Below are 19521 nucleotides of genomic sequence, written 5' to 3' on the forward strand. Positions count from 1 at the left end.
TGCCCCCGGCAACCGCGACCACACCCTCGGCAACCGTGCCCCCGGCAACCGCGCCCGCGCCCACGGCCACCGCGCCCCCGGCAACCTCCGCCCCCCGCCGCCACCGGCACCCCCGCCCCGCCGTCCTCGTCGTCGCCGCGCTCCTCCTCGTCGGGACGGGCGCGGGGGCCGGAACGGCCGGGGCCGACGAGCCGAACCCGACCGCCGTGCCCGCCGCCGCCCCGCCCGTGAAGGTCGACGCCAACGCGCCGGGGCTCAAGCTCTCCGACGGGGCGACGCTCGCCGCGCCGAGGGTGCTCGACATCAAGTCGGTCGTCGAGGACATGGGCGGCGAGGAGCGCCGCTCCGACACCAACGCCGACATCTCCTTCGCCCTCCAGGCCGAAGTCCTCTTCGGCAAGGACAGCGCCGCGCTCTCGGCCGAGGCCACCGGCCGCATCCGGGCCATCGCGGAAGAGATCAAGAAGCAGAAGGCCACGAACGTCCGCGTGTTCGGCTTCACGGACAACCTCGGCACGCACGAGCACGGCGTCGTCCTGTCCAAGCAGCGCGCGGACGCCGTCCAGGGCGCGCTCGCGCAGGCGGCGGGCGGCGCGGTCACCTTCGACATCCGGGGATACGCGGAGGACTACCCGATCGCGGACAACTCCTCCGAGGACGGCCGGCGCAAGAACCGCCGGGTCGAGGTGTCGTTCCCGCGCGGCGCGACCGGCTAGGCGCCGGGCGGAGGACGGGCCCGGCCGGCCGGGTGGAGGTGCGGTCGGCCGGGCCCCGTATGTGCGCGGGCCCCCGTCAACGTCCGTAGGAAGTGACGTTCCCGCGCACCACAGAGGCTGCCAGCCGCACCCCGCCCCGGACTTGGAAAAAAGCGCACGCCGGGACGGGACGGCCGGTAATCGACGCTCTGGCGCGATGAGGCCCACGAGGGGCGCGGGGGAGTGGGGGCGCGGGGGGCCGGGCCGGACAGGGTGCGGTCTGGACAGATGGTCTGCGCGCAGATAATCTCTGCACAGGTCAAAACGCGGCACGCGAACGCGGACGCGAACCCTGCGGAGGAGTCGACATGTGGGTGTACGAGCACGGTGTGGAGACCAGCGCGGCTCCCGAGGCCGTCTGGCGGCTGTGGGCCGACGTGGAGAACTGGGGCGACTGGAACGCGGACATCCAGAAGACCGAGATCCGGGGCCCGTTCGCGGCCGGGACCGAGATCACCATGGGGGCCGAGGGCCAGGACCCGATCGAGCTGCGGCTCACCGAAGTGGCCGAGAACGACCTGTTCGTGGACGAGGCCCGCTTCGAGGGACTGGTCCTGCGGACCACGCACCGGCTGGACCGGCTCGGCCCGGACCGTACGCGCGTGGTGTACCGGATGGAGATCACCGGCCCGGCGGCCGACGCAATGGGCCCGCGGATCGGCCCGGCCATCACCGCCGACTGGCCGGAGACGACGGCCGCGCTCGTCCGGCTCGCGCAGACGCGCTGATGGCGCTCACGCCCGGGGAGAGCCCCGGCTTCCTGCTCTGGCACGCCACGCTCCGCTGGCAGCGCGGGGTGACCGCCGCCCTGACGCCGCTGGGCCTGACGCATGTGCAGTTCGTGCTGCTCGCGTGCACCTGGTGGCTCAACGGGCAGGGCGAGCACCCCAACCAGCTGGCGGTCGCATGCCAGGCCGGCACCGACGTCAAGATGACGTCCCAGGTGGTGCGCACCCTGGAGGCGAAGGGTCTGCTCGTACGGGAGACGGACCCGGCGGACACCCGGGCCAAGCGGCTGCGGGTGACCGAGGCGGGCGCGGAGCTGGCGCCCCGGGCGATCGCGGCGGTGGAGGCGGTGGACGCGGAGTTCTTCCGGCCCGTGCCGGTGAGCGAGGCGGTGGCGCTGCTGGCGGCGCTGGCCCGGCCGGACGGCGAGTGAGCCGCGCCGCTACGCCGTACCGCCGCCGGCGCCCGTGCCGCCGCTTCCGCTTCCGTACGGCCTGGTGATCATCTCCATGGCGTGGCCGGACGGGTCGAGGAAGTAGACGCCCCGGCCGCCGTCGTTGTGGTTGATCTCGTCGGGGTGCTTCATGTACGGATCGGCGAAGTAGCGGACGCCCCACTGCTTGATCTTCTCGAAGCCGGTGTCGAACTCGTCCTCGGAGACGAGGAAGGCGTAGTGCTGCGGCACGATCCGGTCCGGGTCGCCGGTGGCGAAGTCCAGGGTGACGCCGTTGCCGGTCTCGACGGGGATGAACGGTCCCCACGCGTCACCGACCCGCAGCCCCAGGATGTCCGCCAGGAACTCGGCGGAGGCCCGCTTGTCGCGGGAGTGGACGATGGTGTGGTTCAGCTCGACTGACACGGTGGAATGCCTCCAAAGTCAGCGTTCGTCGGACCCGCCGGGCTGGGCGCGGCTCCCGTCCGGATGTACGCGTACCCGTACGTGTACGCCGGGCCGCATCCCCCATCCCGCCATCGCGCCCGCCCCGGCCTCCAGGACGTGGCGGGCGCGGAGGCGGGGGGCGGTGAGGCGGTTCGGGGGGACGGTGTGGAGGGCGATCACGCGCAGGTGGCGGTCGAGGTAGGCGATGTCGAGGGGGAAGCGCATACGGAAGGTGTGGACGGAGGCGGCGGGGGTGAGGAGGAGCGCGCCCTCGACGCGGGTGCGGCCGAGGAGGCCGCGGGTGCGGGCGCGGTAGGAGGAGGCGATTTCGAGGGGGACGCGGACTCCCCCTTCGACCGCCAACTCCCCGTGCCCGTCACCCCATGCGCGCATATCCCCACGGTACATACCCCCACCCCCGGAACCACCCCCCAAACCCGCCGACGGCACGACCCCACACACACATTTCCCGCCACCCCGACCACCCAGGGGCGCGAGGAACGTCGCGAGCAACCCACCCCAACCGGCAGACGACCACGGGCCCCGACAAGGGGCGCGGGGAACGGCGCGAGCAACCCACCCCATCCGGCAGACGACCACGGGCCCCGACAAGGGGCGCGGGGAACGGCGCGAGCAACCCACCCCATCCGGCAGACGACCACGGGCCCCGACAAGGGGCGCGGGGAACGGCGCGAGCAACCCACCCCAACCCGCAGACAACCACCGGCCCAAAAGGGGCGCGGGGAACTGCGCGCTCAGCCCCCACGGACCCGCAGCCGAACACGCGCCCCCGCCACGGCTCCCCCCGGAGGGGCCCCGCACCCGCAGACGGACACGCGCCCCAGCCACGGCTCCCCCCGGAGGGCCCCCGCACCCGCAGGCGAACACCCGCCCCCGCCAGGGCCCACCCCCGGAGGGTTACGGGAAGGGGCGGGGTGGGGAAAGACCCCCCGACGCCCCTAGGGTTCCCCCGTGCCCCCACTGACCCTCCTGGCCGCCACCACCGCCGCCCTCTGGGGCGCCACCCTCGGCCGCCTGGTCCCCCGCGCCGCCTACCGGCTCGCCGTCGAGCCCGGTGCGCCGCCCCGGGACGTCTGCCCCAGGGGGCACCCCCTGACCCGCTGGCCCGGCGGACCGGTGTGCGCGACGCGCGGCACGGGGTGGGGCGCCGTGTGCGCCGTCGCCGCGGCCGGGCTCGCCGCCACCACCGGCCCCCGCCCCGAACTCGCCGTCTGGCTGCTCCTGCTGCCCCCCGCCGCCCTCCTCGCCGCCGTCGACGCCCGGGTGAACCGGCTGCCGGACGTCCTCACCCTCCCGCTCGCCGCCGCGGCCGCCCTCCTCCTCGGCGCCGCCGCCCTCGCCCCGCACCCGGCGGGATCCTGGCGACACGCCCTGCTCGGCGGACTCGCCCTGGGCGGCGGGTACTTCGTGCTCTTCCTCCTCCACCCCGCCGGCCTCGGCTTCGGTGACGTCAAGCTCGCCGTGGGCCTCGGCGTGGTGCTCGGCTGGTACGGCTGGGGCATCCTCCTCACCGGCGCCTTCGCGGGATTCGCGGCCGGCGGCACGTACGGTCTGGGGCTGATCCTGGCACGCCGCGCCGACCGCGGCACGGCCATCCCGTTCGGCCCCTTCATGATCGGCGGGACCTATCTCGGCCTGCTGCTCGGCGGCCTCGGCACGTAGCGGACGCGCGGACCTTCGGCCCCTCGGCCGCGCAAGACGCGTAGGGTCCGGAATATGGCGCAAACCATCCGCAACCACAACACCCGCACTTTCGAAGACCTGATCGACGAGGCGGCGTCCGCCCCGGTGGACGGCTGGGACTTCTCCTGGCTGGACGGACGGGCCACCGAGGAGCGCCCCTCCTGGGGGTACGCCCGTGCCATGGCGGCGCGCTGGGCCCGGGCCACGGCCGCCCTCGACGTGCAGACCGGCGGCGGCGAGGTCCTGGCCGCCGTCCCGCAGCTGCCACCGCTCGCCGTCGCGACCGAGGGGTGGCCGCCGAACGTCGCGCGGGCCACCTCCCTGCTTCATCCGCGCGGCGTCGCGGTGGTCGCCGACGCCGACGAGCCGCCGCTGCCGTTCGGCGACGGCGCCTTCGACCTGGTGACCAGCCGTCACCCCGTCCAGACCTGGTGGCCTGAGATCGCCCGGGTCCTCACTCCCGGCGGCACGTACTTCTCCCAACAGGTCGGACCCGCCAGCGTGTTCGAGCTGGTGGAGTACTTCCTGGGTCCGCAGTCCGCCGACGTCCGGGGCAGGCGCGACCCGGGCAGGGCGCGCGCCGAGGCCGAGGCCGCCGGGCTCCAGGTCTCCGACCTGCGCCAGGAGAAGCTGCGCGCCGAGTTCCACGACATCGGCGCCGTCGTGTACTTCCTGCGCAAGGTGGTCTGGATGGTGCCGGGTTTCACGGTCGAGAAGTACCGCGACCGGCTGGCGGAGCTGGACGAGCAGATCCGTACGGACGGGCCCTTCGTCGCCCATGCGACACGGTTCCTCATCGAGGCCAGGAAGCCGCTCCGCTCCTCCTGAGCCGCCTAGCATCCGGCCCTATGGAACGGATGCGGACAGTGCGGACAACACGGACAGCCGGGGTGGCCAGGGCGGCCAGGGCGATCAGATCCGCGGGCACCATCCGGGTCGTCAGCCGTGATCCGGCGCCCCGCCGGTCCCTCGCCGCCGCCCTCGCCGACTGGAAGAACACCCACACGCGGCGGCCCGCCCTCCTGTGGTGGGGGTGGGCCGCCGCGCTCTTCGCGCTGTACGCGACGGTCGGCGCCCGCCGCCAGGCGCTGATCCGCACCACCGGCTACGACCTCGGCATCTTCGAGCAGGCCGTGAAGGCGTACGCCCAACTGCGCGCCCCCGTCTCGCCGTTGCGCGGCGAGGGGTTCAACCTGCTCGGGGACCACTTCCACCCCGTGCTCGTCGTCCTCGCGCCGCTCTACCGCCTCGCCCCCTCCCCGTACACCCTGCTCTTCGCGCAGGCCGCGCTGCTCGCCGTCGCCGTCGTGCCGCTCGCCCGCCGCGCCCGGCAGGCGCTGGGGCGGCGCGCGGCCCACGTCGTCGCCTTCGCGTACGGGCTGAGCTGGGGCATCGCCTCGGCCGTCGCGTTCGACTTCCACGAGGTGTGCTTCGCGGTGCCGCTCGTCTCCTTCGCCCTGGAGGCGCTGGCGCTGCGGCGCTGGGGGGCGGCGGTGGCCTGGGCGGCGCCGCTGCTGCTCGTCAAGGAGGACCTGGGGCTCACGCTCGCCGCGATCGGCGGGTACATCGCCTGGAAGGGGCGGCGCCGGCTGGGGCTGACGACCGCCGCCGCGGGGCTGCTCGGCAGCGCGCTGGAGTTCAAGGCGCTGATGCCGTTCTTCAGCCCGGCCGGCACCTACGCCCACGCCGCCAACCTGGAGCCCGCCCACGGCTCCCTGCTCGCCACCCTGGCCTTCGCCCCGCTGGACGCCGTGCGCCCCGAGGTGAAGGCCACCACCCTGGTCCTCGTCTTCGCCCCGGCGGCCCTGATCGCCCTGCGCTCACCGCTCGCCTGGATCGCGGTGCCCACCCTCGGCTGGCGGATGCTCTCGCAGAACCCCTTCCACTGGGGCACCTCGTTCCACTACACGGCCGTGCTCATGCCGGTCGTGCTGGCCGCCATGACCGACGCCCTCGCCCCCTACCGGCGCGCCGGCGACGCCCTGGGCCGCCGCCATGTGCGCGCCTCGCTCGCCACCACCGCCGCCGTCACCCTCGTCCTGATCCCCTCCTTCCCGCTCGCGCAGCTCGTCCACCGCTCCACCTGGCGCTCCACCGAGCACGTCGCCGCCGCCCGCGCGCTCCTGGACCGCATCCCCGACGGCGCCACCGTCGCCGCCTCCAACCGGCTGGCCCCGCAGCTCACCTCCCGTACGGACGTGGTGCTCTTCCCGACCTACCCGGTCCACTGGCGGCTGTACGACACGGGCCGGCAGGTGCCGCCGCCGAGCGCCGAGTGGATCGTGTACGACCGGGTGCCGCCGGAGTCCTGGCCGTACCCGCCGGGCTACTGGCCGTACCCGAGGGAGCGTCAGGAGGCCGAGCTGGTCAAGGCCGAGCAGGCCTACGGCTACCGGGTCGTCGCCCAGCGCGACGGCATCACCCTGCTCCGGCGCTGAGGCCCCCGGCCGGCCCCGAACCCCGCTCACCCACCCGGGTGAGTGGGGTGTCGCACACCCAGAGGCGGTTTCGGCCCCGCGGCAGGGGGCGCACGGTCCGGCCGGAGCCGGTTCGTACCGCTCTGACCTGCACGGTCAAGGAAGCGCGCGGCCCCCGGATCCCCCGTGCGGGGGTACCCCCGGCGGTGTCCCCGCGGTGCCCGGGCGATTTCGGAGCGTAGTTTCGGCACGCCGTGGCACCCACCATCACTTACGAAGGGTTATGGTGGAAACCCCCCCTCGGGCCGGTCCGTATCCCCCCCACGGACCGGCCCGTTTTTTTGGGGCGCGTCGGCCGCGGCGGTTCCTGTGGACCCGCTGTGCGCCGGCGGTCAGGCCTTGATCAGCCGCGCCCGGCCCAGATGTTGGTGCCCGCGGTGTCCACCGCGAAGGTGTCGATCTCCTTCAGCTCCTCGGCCGTCAGCGGCGCCCCGGCGAGGGCCGCCACGTTCTCCTCCAGCTGCCGCACGCTCGACGCGCCGATCAGCGCCGACGTCATCCGCGGGTCGCGCAGCACCCACGAGATCGCCAGCTGGGCGAGCGACTGGCCACGCCGGGCCGCGATGTCGTTCAGCCCGTTCAGCCGCCGCACCACCTCCTCGCTGAGCAGACCCGGGTCGAGCGACTTGCCCTGGGTGGCCCGCGAGCCCTCCGGGATGCCCGTGAGGTACTTGTCGGTGAGCAGCCCCTGCGCCAGCGGCACGAAGGAGATGCAGCCCATCCCGGCCTCTTCCAGGGTGTCGAGCAGGCCGTCGTCCTCGGTCCAGCGGTTGATCATCGAGTAGGACGGCTGGTGGATGAGGGCCGGGACGCCCATCTCCCTCAGGATCCGCGCCGCCTCGGCGGTCTGCTCGCTGGTGTACGAGGACACGCCCACGTACAGCGCCTTGCCCTGCTGGACGGCGGACGCCAGCGCGCCCATCGTCTCCTCCAGCGGGGTCTCCGGGTCGAAGCGGTGCGAGTAGAAGATGTCGACGTACTCCAGGCCCATGCGGGCGAGCGAGGCGTCCAGTGAGGAGAGCAGGTACTTGCGCGAGCCCCACTCCCCGTACGGCCCCGGGTGCATCTGGTAGCCGGCCTTGGTGGAGATGATCAGCTCGTCCCGGTACGGCCGGAAGTCCTGGGCGAAGACCTTCCCGAAGTTGAGCTCGGCCGAGCCGGGCGGCGGGCCGTAGTTGTTGGCCAGGTCGAAGTGGGTGACGCCCAGGTCGAAGGCCCGGCGCAGGATCGCGCGCTGGGAGCCCAGGGAGCGGTCGTCGCCGAAGTTGTGCCACAGGCCCAGGGAGAGCGCGGGGAGCTTCAGACCGCTGCGGCCGGTCCGCCGGTACTCCATGGAGTCGTAGCGGTCGTCGGCGGCGATGTGGTGGAGGGGGAGGGATTCAGTCACGTTTCCCTGCTTATCACGGACTTGTGACAGGCCGAGTTGGGCCCCTGTGACCCGTCCGCAGTACTGTGCCTTCCTTGGGGGTGCCCTCAGGCCGTACAGGCACTGGGGTTGGGCCGTATGCGGTGCTGCGGCGGCTCCCGGAAGCAACGAGAGGGTGGAATCGGTGAACTTGCGCGACCTGGTGTACGGGCTCTACGCACGCCGGGTGGAAGGTCGCCTCGACCACGACCAGGCGCCCAAGCACATCGGCGTCATCCTGGACGGGAACAGGCGCTGGGCCAAGGCCTCCGGTGGCAGCCCCGAACAGGGGCACCAGGCGGGCGCCAGCAAGATCCACGAACTGCTCGGCTGGTGCGCGGAGACGGACGTCGAGGTCGTGACGTTGTGGATGCTCTCCACGGACAACCTCGACCGGCCCGACAACGAGCTGGTCCCGCTGCTCGGCATCATCGAGGGCGTGGTGCGCGACCTGGCGGCGGACGGGCGGTGGCGCGTCCACCACGTGGGCCAGATGGACCTGCTGCCCGCGCGGACCCAGTCGGTGCTCAAGGAGGCCGAGCAGGCCACGCACGACGTCGGCGGCATACTCGTCAACGTCGCCGTGGGCTACGGCGGCCGCCAGGAGATCGCGGACGCGGTCCGCTCGCTGCTGCTCGACGCGGCGGCCAAGGGCACCGGTTTCGAGGAGCTGGCCGAGACCGTCTCCATCGACAGCATCTCCGAACACCTCTACACCCGCGGCCAGCCCGACCCGGACCTGGTCATCCGCACCAGCGGCGAGCAGCGCCTGTCCGGATTCATGCTGTGGCAGTCGGCCCATTCCGAGTACTACTTCTGCGAAGTGTTCTGGCCCGCCTTCCGCAAGGTGGACTTCCTGCGCGCCCTGCGCGACTACGCGGCACGCCACCGGCGCTACGGGACCTGATCCGTCCCGTCCGTCCCCCCATGTCATGACCTGTCCGGCGGGTCCTGACCGGGAGTCACTCCCTCTGGTCCCCACCAAGCGCATATGCCTGTGCATGGCCGCGCTTGTTCGAGGGAATACCCCCTCCAGTTGAACGGCCAGAAGTGGCCGCTCACCCGGGAGGCCCTTTGCACCAGGACGCGCGTGCACTGTGCACGTACGGAGCGGAGGGCCGGTGCTCGGCCCGCGCAGCGTGGCCACAGCCCGGCCCCCACCCCCGCGACGCCGTCGCACCCCGACCTCTTCCGAGGGGGTACGTCCTTCCGTGGTGACCAGCACAAAGCGCCGCATGCCCGACCGGCGCACCTACGTCCTCGACACCAGCGTCCTGCTGGCCGACCCCAACGCCATGGCCCGGTTCGACGAGCACGAGGTGGTGCTCCCGATCGTCGTGGTCACGGAACTGGAGGCGAAGAGGCACCATCCGGAACTCGGCTACTTCGCGCGCCAGGCCCTGCGCCTGCTCGACGACTTCCGGGTCCGGTACGGACGCCTCGACGCACCCATCCCGCTGGGCGATCTCGGCGGCACGCTCCGCGTCGAACTCAACCATTCCGATCCCGGCGTCCTGCCCGCCGGCTACAGGCTGGGGGACAACGACTCACGGATCCTCGCCGTCGCCCGCAACCTCCAGGCCGAGGGGTACGACGTCACCGTCGTCTCCAAGGATCTGCCGCTGCGGATCAAGGCGTCGTCGGTCGGCCTGCTCGCCGAGGAGTACCGGGCGGAACTGGCCATCACCGACTCGGGTTTCACCGGGATGTCCGAACTGTCGCTCTCGGGCGAGCAGGTGGACCTTCTCTTCGAGGAGGAGACGCTCTTCGTGCCGGAGGCCGCGGGCCTGCCGGTCCACAACGGCCTGGTGCTCCAGTCCGAGCGCGGCAAGGCCCTCGGCCGCGTCACGGCCGACGGCAACGTGAAGCTGGTGCGCGGGGACCGGGAGGCGTTCGGTCTGCGCGGCCGCAGCGCCGAGCAGCGCATCGCGCTGGACCTGCTGCTCGACCCGGACATCGGCATCGTGTCGATGGGCGGCCGGGCCGGCACCGGCAAGTCCGCGCTGGCCCTCTGCGCGGGCCTGGAGGCGGTCCTGGAGCGCCGCCAGCACAAGAAGGTGATGGTCTTCCGCCCGCTGTACGCGGTGGGCGGGCAGGAGCTCGGCTATCTGCCCGGCTCCGAGGCCGAGAAGATGGGCCCCTGGGCGCAGGCGGTCTTCGACACGCTCTCGGCGGTCACCACGCGCGAGGTGATCGAGGAGGTGACGTCGCGCGGCATGCTGGAGGTCCTGCCGCTCACCCACATCCGCGGCCGCTCGCTCCACGACGCGTTCGTGATCGTGGACGAGGCCCAGTCGCTCGAACGGAACGTCCTGCTGACCGTGTTGTCCCGTATTGGGGCGAACTCACGTGTGGTGCTCACCCATGACGTGGCGCAGCGGGACAACCTGCGGGTCGGCCGGTACGACGGAGTGGTCGCCGTCGTCGAGAAGCTGAAGGGCCATCCGCTCTTCGCGCACGTCACCCTCACCCGCTCCGAGCGGTCGCAGATCGCCGCACTGGTGACCGAAATGCTGGAGGACGGCCAGATCTGATACCGAACGCCCGAATCGGCGCCGCCCGCGAAGCCGTTGAGCTTAGCCGGGCGGCGCCTTTTCGTGGGCCGGATACGCCAAAACACGTGGGGCTGAAGGGGTGTGAGGTTTCACACGCGGTGGGGAATTGCCTTGCGGCTCCGCTCTCGGGCAAAGTCTTGCATCCGTCAGGCCCCGCATACGGCACACCTGTACCTCGTAACTCCATAGCGTCGCCGTATGCCGCCCGAGCACCACGCGGCGCTCCCGCAAGGGAGTTGCCCACCGGGTCAGTTCCTCCCGTGACCTGAGCAGTTGGGAGGAGAGAGCCAGGGGCACGATTGCGTCCGCTCAGGTCACCAGTGCGGGCGCTGCTGGAAGGAAACCGTGTGAGCCGGATCTCGGTCCGGGGATTCGCGGTGGCGTCAGCCACTGCGGTCACCACCGTCGGTGCCGTCGTGGGCGTCGCCTCGGGCGCGCCCCAGTCCGCTTCGAACGACAACGTCGAGGCGACCGCCGCCGACACGACGCTTCTCGCGGACATCCCCGCGGGCCAGCAGGCCCAGGTGCAGACCGCGTCCCTGACACAGCAGGCGGACGCCCAGTCGGCCCAGGCCAGCGCCGCGGCGAGGAAGTCCGCCGAGGAGGCCGCCCGCCTCCAGGCCGCCAAGGACGCCAAGTCCAAGAAGGAGTCGGCCGAGGAGAAGGCGAAGGAGCGCGAGAAGGAGCAGGTCGCCAGCCGCTCCGCGACCCGCGACCCCGCGTCGTTCCCCGTCCAGGGCTCGTACACGGTCGCGCAGGTCCAGGCCATCGCCCGGCAGATCGTGCCGGCGGACCAGTTCCAGTGCTTCAGCAACATCGTGAACCACGAGTCGACCTGGAACTACCAGGCGGTCAACTCCGGCTCCGGCGCGTACGGCCTGGTCCAGGCGCTCCCCGGCTCCAAGATGTCCTCGGCGGGCGCCGACTGGCGGACCAACCCCGCCACCCAGATCAAGTGGGGCCTGAACTACATGAACTCCCGGTACCACAGCCCCTGTGGCGCCTGGTCGTTCTGGCAGGCCAACACCTGGTACTAGCCGCCCCGGCAGTCTTCGCCCCGGGCACTCAACCTTTCGAAGCCCCTTACCGTCCTTCGGTGAGGGGCTTTGCCCGTGTACGGTCGGTGGCGACGACTCCGGTGTGGGGGGGGAGTGGTGGGGACGCTTCATGGGGGAAAGGGAAACGGCAGCATCATGTCGAAGGTTCCGGGGCTGCTCGGGGCGCTGGGCGCCGGTCTGACCCGTATGGGAGAACGCCTGGACGAGCGCCGGGCGGAGGCCGAGGCGCGGGCCGACGCGGACGTGGGCCTGGACGGCTCCGCCGCGCTCGGCAGTGACGATTCACCGGCCCCGGCCGAGGAACCGCCCGCGCCCGAACACGTGCCCGCCCCGCCCGCCTACGCCCCCGCGGTCGCCGCGCGGCCCGACCCCGTGGACGCCGTGCCGTGGGGGATGCGGGTGGCCGCCGAGATCGGCTGGCGGCTGCTGATCCTCGCGGGGACGCTGTGGGTGCTGATGCGGGTCATCAGCGCCGTACGGCTGGTGGTCCTCGCGTTCGTGGCCGCGCTGTTCATCACCGCGCTGCTCCAGCCGACCGTCTCGCGCCTCAAGCGGATGGGACTGCCCCGGGGCCTCGCCACCGCCGTGACCGCGATCTCGGGCTTCATCGTGATGGGCCTGATCGGCTGGTTCGTGGTCTGGCAGGTCATGGACAACCTGGACACCCTCTCCGAGAAGGTCCAGCGGGGCATCGACGAGCTCAAACGCTGGCTCCTCAACAGCCCCTTCCACGTCACCGAGGACCAGATCAACCAGGTCGCCAAGAACCTCAGCGACACCATCGGCCACAACACCAACGAGATCACCTCGGCGGGCCTCCAGGGCGTGACCGTCCTCGTCGAGGTGCTCACCGGCATCCTGCTGGCGATGTTCTCGACGCTCTTCCTGCTCTACGACGGCCCGCGCATCTGGAAGTGGGTCCTGCACCTGGTCCCGGCCCAGGCCCGGCCGGGCGTCGCCGGAGCGGGGCCGCGCGCCTGGCGCACGCTCACCGCGTACGTGCGGGGCACGGTGATAGTGGCGCTGATCGACGCGATCTTCATCGGCCTCGGCATCTACTTCCTGCACGTCCCGATGGCCGTGCCGCTCTCCGTCTTCATCTTCCTGTTCGCCTTCGTCCCGCTGGTCGGCGCGGTGGTCTCGGGCGCGCTGGCGGTGGTGGTCGCGCTGGTCACCGAGGGCGTGTTCACCGCGGTGATGGTGCTGCTCGTGGTGCTGCTGGTCCAGCAGATCGAGGGCCATGTGCTCCAGCCCTTCATCCTGGGCCGGGCGGTACGGGTCCACCCGCTCGCGGTGGTCCTCTCGGTCGCCGCGGGCGGCCTGATCGGCGGCATCGGCGGCTCGGTGGTGGCGGTCCCGCTGGTGGCGGTGACGAACACGGTGGTCGGCTATCTGCGGGCGCACGCGAAGGAGAACGCGCTGCGCAGCGCGCGGCAGGCGGCGCAGCCGCCGCCGGACGAGGAGCCGGAACCGGGGCCGGACCTGGCGCCGGCCCCGGCGGAGAAGTGACGAAGGCCCCCGCCGACGATGTCGGCGGGGGCCTTCGCGCGTACCGGTGCAGACCTACTCGGCCAGGACGGCTTCCGCGTCCAGCGTGACGCCGACCGCCTGGATCACCGAGGCGACCTTGAAGGCCTCCTGGATGGTCTCGCGGGAGACGCCGGCCTTGCGCAGCACCTGCTCGTGCGAGTCGAGGCACTGGCCGCAGCCGTTGACCGCGGAGACGGCCAGCGACCACAGCTCGAAGTCGACCTTCTCCACGCCCGGGTTGCCGATGACGTTCATCCGCAGACCGGCCCGCAGCGTCCCGTACTCCGGGTCGGAGAGCAGGTGGCGGGTGCGGTAGAAGACGTTGTTCATCGCCATGATCGCCGCGGCGGACTTGGCGGCGGTGTACGCCTCGGGGGAGAGGTTGGCCTTGGCCTCGGGCTCCAGCTCACGCAGCACCTTCGGCGAGCGCGAGGCGATCGCGCAGGCGAGGACGGTGCCCCACAGCTGCTGGGCCGGGAGCTCGCTGTTGCCGATGACCGAGCCGAGGTTCAGCTTGAGGTCCTTGGCGTAGTCCGGCAGGGCGGACTTCAGTTCGTCGAGAGCCATGTCGTACTCCCGTTCACTCGCCCGAGAGGAGCGCGACCGGGTCCAGGGTCTCGTCGCCCTTGGACCAGTTGCACGGGCACAGCTCGTCGGTCTGGAGGGCGTCGAGGACCCGCAGGACCTCCTTGGGGTTACGGCCGACGGAGCCGGCGGTCACCATGGAGAACTGGATCTCGTTGTTCTGGTCGACGATGAAGACGGCGCGCTTGGCGTATCCGTCCTCGCCCTCGATGCCGAGGTCACGCATGAGCTCGTGCTTCGGGTCGGCCATCATCGGGAAGGGCAGGTCGGTCAGGTCCGGGTGGTCCTTGCGCCAGGCGTGGTGGACGAACTCGGAGTCGCCGGAGAAGCCGAGGACCTGGGCGTCACGGTCGGCGAACTCCTCGTTCAGCTTGCCGAAGGCGGCGATCTCGGTCGGGCACACGAAGGTGAAGTCCTTGGGCCACGCGAAGACGATCTTCCACTTGCCCTCGTAGGTCTTGTGGTCGATCTGCTGGAACTCCTTGCCGCTCTCCAGCGACACGCAGGCGGTCAGGTCGAACTCGGGGAACTTGTCACCAACAGTGAGCACACGCTCTCCTTGCGTTCGGGAAGGGTCCTTTTTGGGGGCTTCCCTCGGGGGTTGGACGGATTAGCGATGGTGTCACAGGAGGCATTGATCAGGGAAATAGCTAGACTCGGTCATCGTGATCGGAGGTGCTTATCAGTGACAGGAGATAGAGGAGTGCCGGGGATGCCGGGGACGGAGCCCGGGGCGCCGGGCGGCCGGGGAAAGCGGGCGCAGCCGTCGGCGAGGCCGGTGAAGGCTGTGAACCCGGTGAAGCTGGTGAAGCCCGTCAAACCGCTGAAGCAGCCGAGCCTGGCGCAGCTGCGGGCGTTCGCGGCGGTGGCCGAGCACCTGCACTTCCGGGACGCGGCGGCGGCGATCGGGATGAGCCAGCCCGCGCTGTCCGGGGCGGTCTCGGCGCTGGAGGAGGCGCTGGGGGTGCAGCTCCTGGAGCGCACCACGCGCCGGGTGCTCCTGTCGCCCGCCGGCGAGCGGCTCGCGGTGCGGGCGAAGGCGGTGCTGGACGCGGTGGGGGTGCTCCTGGAGGAGGCCGAGGCGGTACGGGCGCCGTTCACCGGGGTGCTGCGGCTCGGGGTGATCCCGACGGTGGCGCCGTATCTGCTGCCGACGGTGCTGCGGCTGGTCCACGAGCGGTATCCGGAGCTGGACCTCCAGGTCCACGAGGAGCAGACGTCCTCGCTGCTGGACGGGCTGGCGGCGGGGCGGCTCGACGTGCTGCTCCTCGCCGTTCCGCTGGGCGTTCCCGGGGTGACCGAACTCCCGCTCTTCGACGAGGACTTCGTGCTGGTGATGCCGAGCGAGCACTGGCTGGGCGGGCGGGAGGACGTACCGCGCGAGGCCCTGCGCGAGCTGGACCTCCTGCTCCTCGACGAGGGCCACTGCCTGCGCGACCAGGCGCTGGACATCTGCCGGGAGGCGGGCCGGGACGAGGGGGCCGCGGTGACGACGACGGCGGCGGGGCTGTCCACGCTGGTGCAGTTGGTGGCGGGCGGGCTGGGGGTGACGTTGCTGCCGCGAACGGCTGTGCGGGTGGAGACGGACCGGAACGAGCGGCTGGTGACCGGGTACTTCGCGGAGCCCGCGCCCTCGCGGAGGGTGGCGCTGGCGATCCGGTCCGGCGCGGCGCGCCAGGCGGAGTTCGAGGAGTTCGCGGGGGCGTTGCGGGGGGCGATGGGGGGTTTGCCCGTACGCCTGTGCCCCTCCCCACCCGCTCCGTGACGCCCGGGGCGGGGCCTCCCCCGGGTCGGGGGGCGCCTCCCCCGGGGCGGGGGGCGCCTCCCCCGGGGCTGCGCCCCAACCCCCCTTCCACCTGCGGACCGTACGGGGTCGCCCGCGCAGTTCCCCGCGCCCCTCAAGGGGCCTGCGCCCCGAGGGCTGATTTCGTCTGCGGGCCGGTGGGGGTCGGTCGCGCAGTTCCCCGCGCCCCTTAAGGGGGCTGCGCCCCGAAGGCTGTTTCGTCTGCGGGCCGGTGGGGGCCGGTCGCGCAGTTCCCCGCGCCCCTGGGCGGCCCGGCCCCTGGTACGCCGGAGGAGCCGAACCCGTTAGGGGCGCGGGGAACTGCGCGCTCGGCCCCCGCCGGCCGGTGGTTGACCGACCGCCTCTCAGGGGCGCGGGGAACTGCGCAACCAGCACCCGCCCCCGGCGCAGCCGCAACCCGCCGCCCGGCCGAGGGCTTACGGGGAGGGGCGGGGTGGGGGGAACACCCCGCCCCCCACCGCTACTCCGTACGCAACCCGTCCGCCCGCATCAACCTCCACAGCGGCGGCAGCGACAACACCGTCACCAGCACCACCACCCCACCCCCGATCCCCACCATCCCCAGCACCGACGTCCAGTCGACGTGGATCGGGCGGCCCACCATGCGGAGCAGGACCGCCCCCAGGCCCAGGCCCACCCCCGTCGCCAGGGTGAGCCCCAGCGCCACCGGGACCGCCGTCTGCCACAGGACCGACCAGCTCAGGGTCGTGCGGCGGGTGCCGAAGGCGACCAGGGACGACAGCAGGCGCTTGCGTTCGCGCAGTTGCTCCAGCATCGACACCAGCAGGCTCGTGCCGATCAGCAGCAGAACCGCCGCCGCCCCGATGTACAGCCCCCGCCGCACCCCGGCGAACCTCGCCACCGTCTTGACGTCGTCGAGCGCCCGCGCCTGCGTGAACGGGTCCGCCGCCCAGGCCGCGTTCAGGACCCGGTCGGCCACCAGCGGGTCGCCGGGGCGCGTGGTCACGTACGTCGTGGAGAAGACGCGCACCTTCGTAAGGCCGCGCAGCGCCCCCGGCGTCGCCAGCAGGCCGCCCCGCCTGGTGCCCATGGGGTCCACCCGCGCCGGGACGACCCGGGCGTCACGCGGCACCGTGTACGGGATCTGCGTGCCGGGGCGGCCGCCCTGCGACGGGGTCTCGAAGAACAGCTTCGCTCCCGGCGCCGCGCCGTCCCCGCCGAAGTCGCCCCCGGACGTGACGAACACGTCCCCGTCCCGGCACGAGGCCAGCTCGCCCACCTCGCGCAGCGCGCGGCAGTCCCCGACCGCCATCTCGACGTACTTCTGCGACTCCGGGTCCTTGGACTCGGTGTGCAGGCCCACGTTGCCCAGCGTCGTCGTGCCGGTCACCCCGGGCACCGCCTTCAGGTTCGCCTCGCGGCGCTCCTGCTCGGCCTTGGACAGGTTCGCCGACATCGGTACGACCAGCTGCGCCCGTGCCGTGTCCTCGCCGCTGGAGGTCACGTAGTCGCCCTCGATGCCGCTGAAGAGCATCTGGAGCGCGATCGCCCCGGCCACCGCCACCGCGATGCCGTTGACCAGGCGGGCCGCGGCGCCCGAGTTCATCTGGAGGCGGCGGACCGCCAGTTGCCAGCCGACCCCGCCGCCGCCGAGCCGCCGTACCACCGTCTCGATCACCCACGGAAGCAGCGCCGTGACCCCGATGAGGAGCAGGACCGTACCGCCGATCACCTGGCCCTGGTTGTAGAAGCCGGTGTCGCGGCCCTTGTCGAACATCGGGACGAGCAGGCCGAGTCCGACCACCGGCAGCAGCAGCCGCCACCACAGGCGCCGCGGGCGCGGCACCGAGGTCCGTACGACGCCCAGCGGCTCGATCACCACCCCGCGCAGCGCGAACAGGGTCACCGCGACCGCCGCCGCCGGCACCGCCGCGCCCACCAGGAGCGCCAGGCCCAGGCTGGGGTCGAGGTCGGAGGGGAAGATGTTGAGCCGGGCGATGGTGACCTCACCCACGTACTGGCGGGCGATGAGGAAGAACACCGTGCCGAGCGCGAGTCCGAGGACCGAGCCCGCCAGCGCCTCGCCCGCCGCGATCCAGCGGGTCATCCGGCTGTCCGCGCCCACCAGGCGCAGCGCGGCGAGCCGCTTGTCGCGCCGGTCGCCGCCGAACCGTACGGCCGCCGCGATGAACACCGCGACCGGCAGCAGCAGCACCACGAAGATGATCACGATGAGCAGGGCCAGGATCGGGTCGATCGGCTCGGACAGCGGCTTGTCGGGGAAGGACTTGATCCGCTCGACGTCGATCCGGTCCGCGTCGAGCGCCTCGTGGCCCTTGAGCGTGTCGCTGCCCGCGTAGTAGGCCAGTTCGTGCGGGCCGAGGAGACCGGCGTCCTTGATGGTTCCGGTGATCCGGTACGGGACGCGCTCGCGCAGCAGCTTCCCGCCGGGCGATTCCAGCAGCGCGCGCAGGTCGGGCGAGACCACCATGGTGCCGGGCGCGGGATGCGCGGAGAGCCCCGGCGGCACGGGCGCGCGGTCGCCCTCGGGCTGGAGCAGCCGGCCGCGGATGTCCTTGCCGCCGAAGACCGTGTCGGTACGGGCGAGCAGCATGGTGTCGGCGCCCGCGGACACCTGCTGGGCGCCGTAGTCGTTGCGGGCGTTGTCGCGCGCGTCCCGGGCGGCGAGCGCGCCCGGCAGGGCGGTGGTGGCGAGCAGCAGCGCCACGCCGAGCCCGACACCGACCGCCGTCATCAGGGTGCGCGTCCACCCCTCGCGGCCGCCGGTGAGCGCGAACCTGGCGCCCAGCGCGAGTTCGCGGACCCGGTTCGCCGCGTGTGCGGCCCTTCCCGCGCGTGCCTGGGTCATACGGAGTGCTCCAGCATCATGTCGCGGGACCGGCCGTCGCGTACGACGATCTCGCGGTCGGAGTAGGCGGCGACCCGGGCCTCGTGGGTGACCAGGACGACCGCCGCGTTGGTGGACCGGGCGGCCTCGGTGAGCAGGTGCATCACGCGTTCGCCGTTGAGCGAGTCGAGGGCGCCGGTGGGCTCGTCGGCGAAGACCACCCGCGGCGAGGTGACCAGCGAGCGGGCCACCGCGACGCGCTGGCCCTGGCCGCCGGAGACCTCGCCGGGCCGCTTGCGGGCCAGGTCGTCGACCTCCAGGCGCTCCATCCAGGCGAGCGCCGTGCGCTCGGCCTCCTTGCGCCGCGTCCCGGTCAGCCGCAGCGGCAGGGCCACGTTCTCCACGCAGGTCAGCTCGGGGACGAGCTGGCCGAACTGGAAGACGAAGCCGAACTCGCCGCGGCGCAGGGCGCTGCGCTCGGCGTCCTTCATCGACGACAGTTCGCGGCCGTCGTAGAGGATCGACCCCGAGTCGGGCGTGACGATCCCGGCGAGGCAGTGCAGCAGCGTCGACTTGCCCGAGCCGGAGGGGCCCATGACGGCGACGACCTCGCCGGGGTGGATGGAGAACTCGGCGCCGTCGAGCGCGGGCGTGGGCCCGTACGACTTGCGCAGGTCCTTGGCGAGGAGCAGGGAGCCGGCGGGCATCATGCGCGTACCTCCGTGGCGAGCTGGTCGAGACGGGCCGCGGTGAGCTCCAGCCAGCGCAGGTCCGCCTCCAGGTGGAAGAGCGCGTGGTCGCAGATCAGCTGGTCGGAGAGGTCGCCGCGGCGCTTGCGGTCGGTGAGGATGCGCATCAGGCGCAGATGCTCGGCGCGCTGGGTGTCGAGCAGGTCCCCGGCGCTGCGGCCGGTGAGCAGGGCGAGGACGACCTTGGTGTAGAGCGTCGACTGGAGGTATGGCTCGGGCTTCTCCGGCTGCCTGAGCCAGGCCTCGACATCGGTGATGCCGGCCTCGGTGATCGCGTACCGCTTGCGCTCGGGGCCGCCGCCGGCCTCCACGCCGTCGACCTCCACGAGACCGTTCTTCAGCAGGCGCGACATGGTCGAGTAGACCTGCCCGTAGTGCAGCGGGCGGTCGTGCCCGAACTTCTCGTCGAAGGCGCGCTTGAGGTCGTACCCATGGCGCGGGCCCGACTCCAGGAGTCCGAGGAGGGTGTGGCCGATGGACATGC

Annotated in this window: 19 protein-coding genes; 11 read left to right on the top strand and 8 right to left on the bottom strand. The window is 72.4% G+C overall.

From position 1 onward, the window contains the following. Window positions 1-35: 35 nt before the first annotated feature. The 3 genes from AC069K_RS31200 (at window position 36) to AC069K_RS31210 (ending at window position 1914) form a co-directional block, all read left to right on the top strand. Window positions 36-716 (top strand): OmpA family protein, encoded by a 681-nt coding sequence (locus AC069K_RS31200; RefSeq protein WP_478621879.1) that lies wholly within the window; start codon window positions 36-38, stop codon window positions 714-716. A gap of 347 nt (window positions 717-1063) precedes the next feature. Next, window positions 1064-1483: an SRPBCC family protein gene (locus AC069K_RS31205; RefSeq protein ID WP_478621881.1), complete on the top strand. Its 420-nt coding sequence runs from the start codon at window positions 1064-1066 to the stop codon at window positions 1481-1483. After that, entirely contained in the window at window positions 1483-1914 is a 432-nt protein-coding gene (locus tag AC069K_RS31210; RefSeq protein WP_478621883.1) for a MarR family winged helix-turn-helix transcriptional regulator, read from the top strand. The genes AC069K_RS31205 and AC069K_RS31210 overlap by 1 nt, the downstream gene beginning before the upstream one ends. Window positions 1915-1923: 9 nt before the next feature. Here the strand turns inward: AC069K_RS31210 and AC069K_RS31215 are convergent, their stop codons facing one another. Further along, entirely contained in the window at window positions 1924-2340 is a 417-nt protein-coding gene (locus tag AC069K_RS31215; RefSeq protein WP_478621885.1) for a VOC family protein, read from the bottom strand. Window positions 2341-2358: 18 nt separating this feature from the next. Next, on the bottom strand, window positions 2359-2754 hold the full coding sequence (locus AC069K_RS31220) for a DUF192 domain-containing protein (RefSeq protein ID WP_478621887.1): 396 nt from the start codon (window positions 2752-2754) through the stop codon (window positions 2359-2361). Between the two features lie 588 nt (window positions 2755-3342). On the opposite strand from AC069K_RS31220, the gene AC069K_RS31225 reads away from it, so the two are divergent. From AC069K_RS31225 to AC069K_RS31235, 3 genes are read left to right on the top strand one after another with little or no spacing between them, the layout of a single operon-like run. After that, the gene (locus AC069K_RS31225) at window positions 3343-4044 is read left to right on the top strand and encodes a prepilin peptidase (protein WP_478621960.1); all 702 of its coding nucleotides are present in this window, start codon (window positions 3343-3345) and stop codon (window positions 4042-4044) included. Window positions 4045-4098: 54 nt separating this feature from the next. After that, window positions 4099-4893, top strand: coding sequence for a class I SAM-dependent methyltransferase (locus AC069K_RS31230; protein WP_478621889.1), 795 nt, complete (start codon window positions 4099-4101; stop codon window positions 4891-4893). A 38-nt stretch (window positions 4894-4931) separates the two neighbouring features. Next, complete coding sequence (locus AC069K_RS31235) at window positions 4932-6503, top strand: DUF2079 domain-containing protein (RefSeq protein ID WP_478621891.1); 1572 nt, start codon at window positions 4932-4934, stop codon at window positions 6501-6503. Between the two features lie 382 nt (window positions 6504-6885). Here the strand turns inward: AC069K_RS31235 and mgrA are convergent, their stop codons facing one another. After that, complete coding sequence (gene mgrA / locus AC069K_RS31240; RefSeq protein WP_365109424.1) at window positions 6886-7929, bottom strand: L-glyceraldehyde 3-phosphate reductase; 1044 nt, start codon at window positions 7927-7929, stop codon at window positions 6886-6888. A gap of 163 nt (window positions 7930-8092) precedes the next feature. Here mgrA and AC069K_RS31245 point away from each other — a divergent pair, with 163 nt between their 5' ends. The 4 genes from AC069K_RS31245 (at window position 8093) to AC069K_RS31260 (ending at window position 13069) form a co-directional block, all read left to right on the top strand. Then, entirely contained in the window at window positions 8093-8854 is a 762-nt protein-coding gene (locus tag AC069K_RS31245) for an isoprenyl transferase (RefSeq protein WP_365109427.1), read from the top strand. 304 nt (window positions 8855-9158) lie between these two features. After that, window positions 9159-10481: a PhoH family protein gene (locus tag AC069K_RS31250; protein ID WP_365109430.1), complete on the top strand. Its 1323-nt coding sequence runs from the start codon at window positions 9159-9161 to the stop codon at window positions 10479-10481. A gap of 368 nt (window positions 10482-10849) precedes the next feature. Next, on the top strand, window positions 10850-11539 hold the full coding sequence (locus tag AC069K_RS31255) for an aggregation-promoting factor C-terminal-like domain-containing protein (protein ID WP_478621895.1): 690 nt from the start codon (window positions 10850-10852) through the stop codon (window positions 11537-11539). A gap of 156 nt (window positions 11540-11695) precedes the next feature. Continuing rightward, the gene (locus AC069K_RS31260; protein WP_365109434.1) at window positions 11696-13069 is read left to right on the top strand and encodes an AI-2E family transporter; all 1374 of its coding nucleotides are present in this window, start codon (window positions 11696-11698) and stop codon (window positions 13067-13069) included. A 54-nt stretch (window positions 13070-13123) separates the two neighbouring features. On the opposite strand, the gene AC069K_RS31265 is transcribed toward AC069K_RS31260, so the two are convergent. Then, complete coding sequence (locus AC069K_RS31265) at window positions 13124-13657, bottom strand: alkyl hydroperoxide reductase (protein ID WP_358833092.1); 534 nt, start codon at window positions 13655-13657, stop codon at window positions 13124-13126. Between the two features lie 13 nt (window positions 13658-13670). Continuing rightward, window positions 13671-14225 (bottom strand): peroxiredoxin, encoded by a 555-nt coding sequence (locus AC069K_RS31270; protein ID WP_358833091.1) that lies wholly within the window; start codon window positions 14223-14225, stop codon window positions 13671-13673. Window positions 14226-14387: 162 nt separating this feature from the next. On the opposite strand from AC069K_RS31270, the gene AC069K_RS31275 reads away from it, so the two are divergent. After that, a complete protein-coding gene (locus AC069K_RS31275; RefSeq protein ID WP_365109437.1) occupies window positions 14388-15440 on the top strand; it encodes a hydrogen peroxide-inducible genes activator in 1053 nt (350 codons plus the stop codon). Between the two features lie 499 nt (window positions 15441-15939). Here AC069K_RS31275 and AC069K_RS31280 read toward each other — a convergent pair whose 3' ends face one another. The 3 genes from AC069K_RS31280 to AC069K_RS31290 are packed head-to-tail and all read right to left on the bottom strand — an operon-like array spanning window position 15940 to window position 19519. Continuing rightward, entirely contained in the window at window positions 15940-18309 is a 2370-nt protein-coding gene (locus AC069K_RS31280) for an ABC transporter permease (RefSeq protein WP_478621898.1), read from the bottom strand. After that, window positions 18306-18998: an ABC transporter ATP-binding protein gene (locus tag AC069K_RS31285; RefSeq protein ID WP_365109443.1), complete on the bottom strand. Its 693-nt coding sequence runs from the start codon at window positions 18996-18998 to the stop codon at window positions 18306-18308. Before AC069K_RS31285 ends, AC069K_RS31280 begins: the two co-directional genes overlap by 4 nt. Beyond that, a complete protein-coding gene (locus AC069K_RS31290) occupies window positions 18995-19519 on the bottom strand; it encodes a PadR family transcriptional regulator (RefSeq protein WP_067163548.1) in 525 nt (174 codons plus the stop codon). Before AC069K_RS31290 ends, AC069K_RS31285 begins: the two co-directional genes overlap by 4 nt. Window positions 19520-19521 lie beyond the last annotated feature (2 nt).

This window comes from Streptomyces sp. NPDC043908, assembly GCF_056435525.1.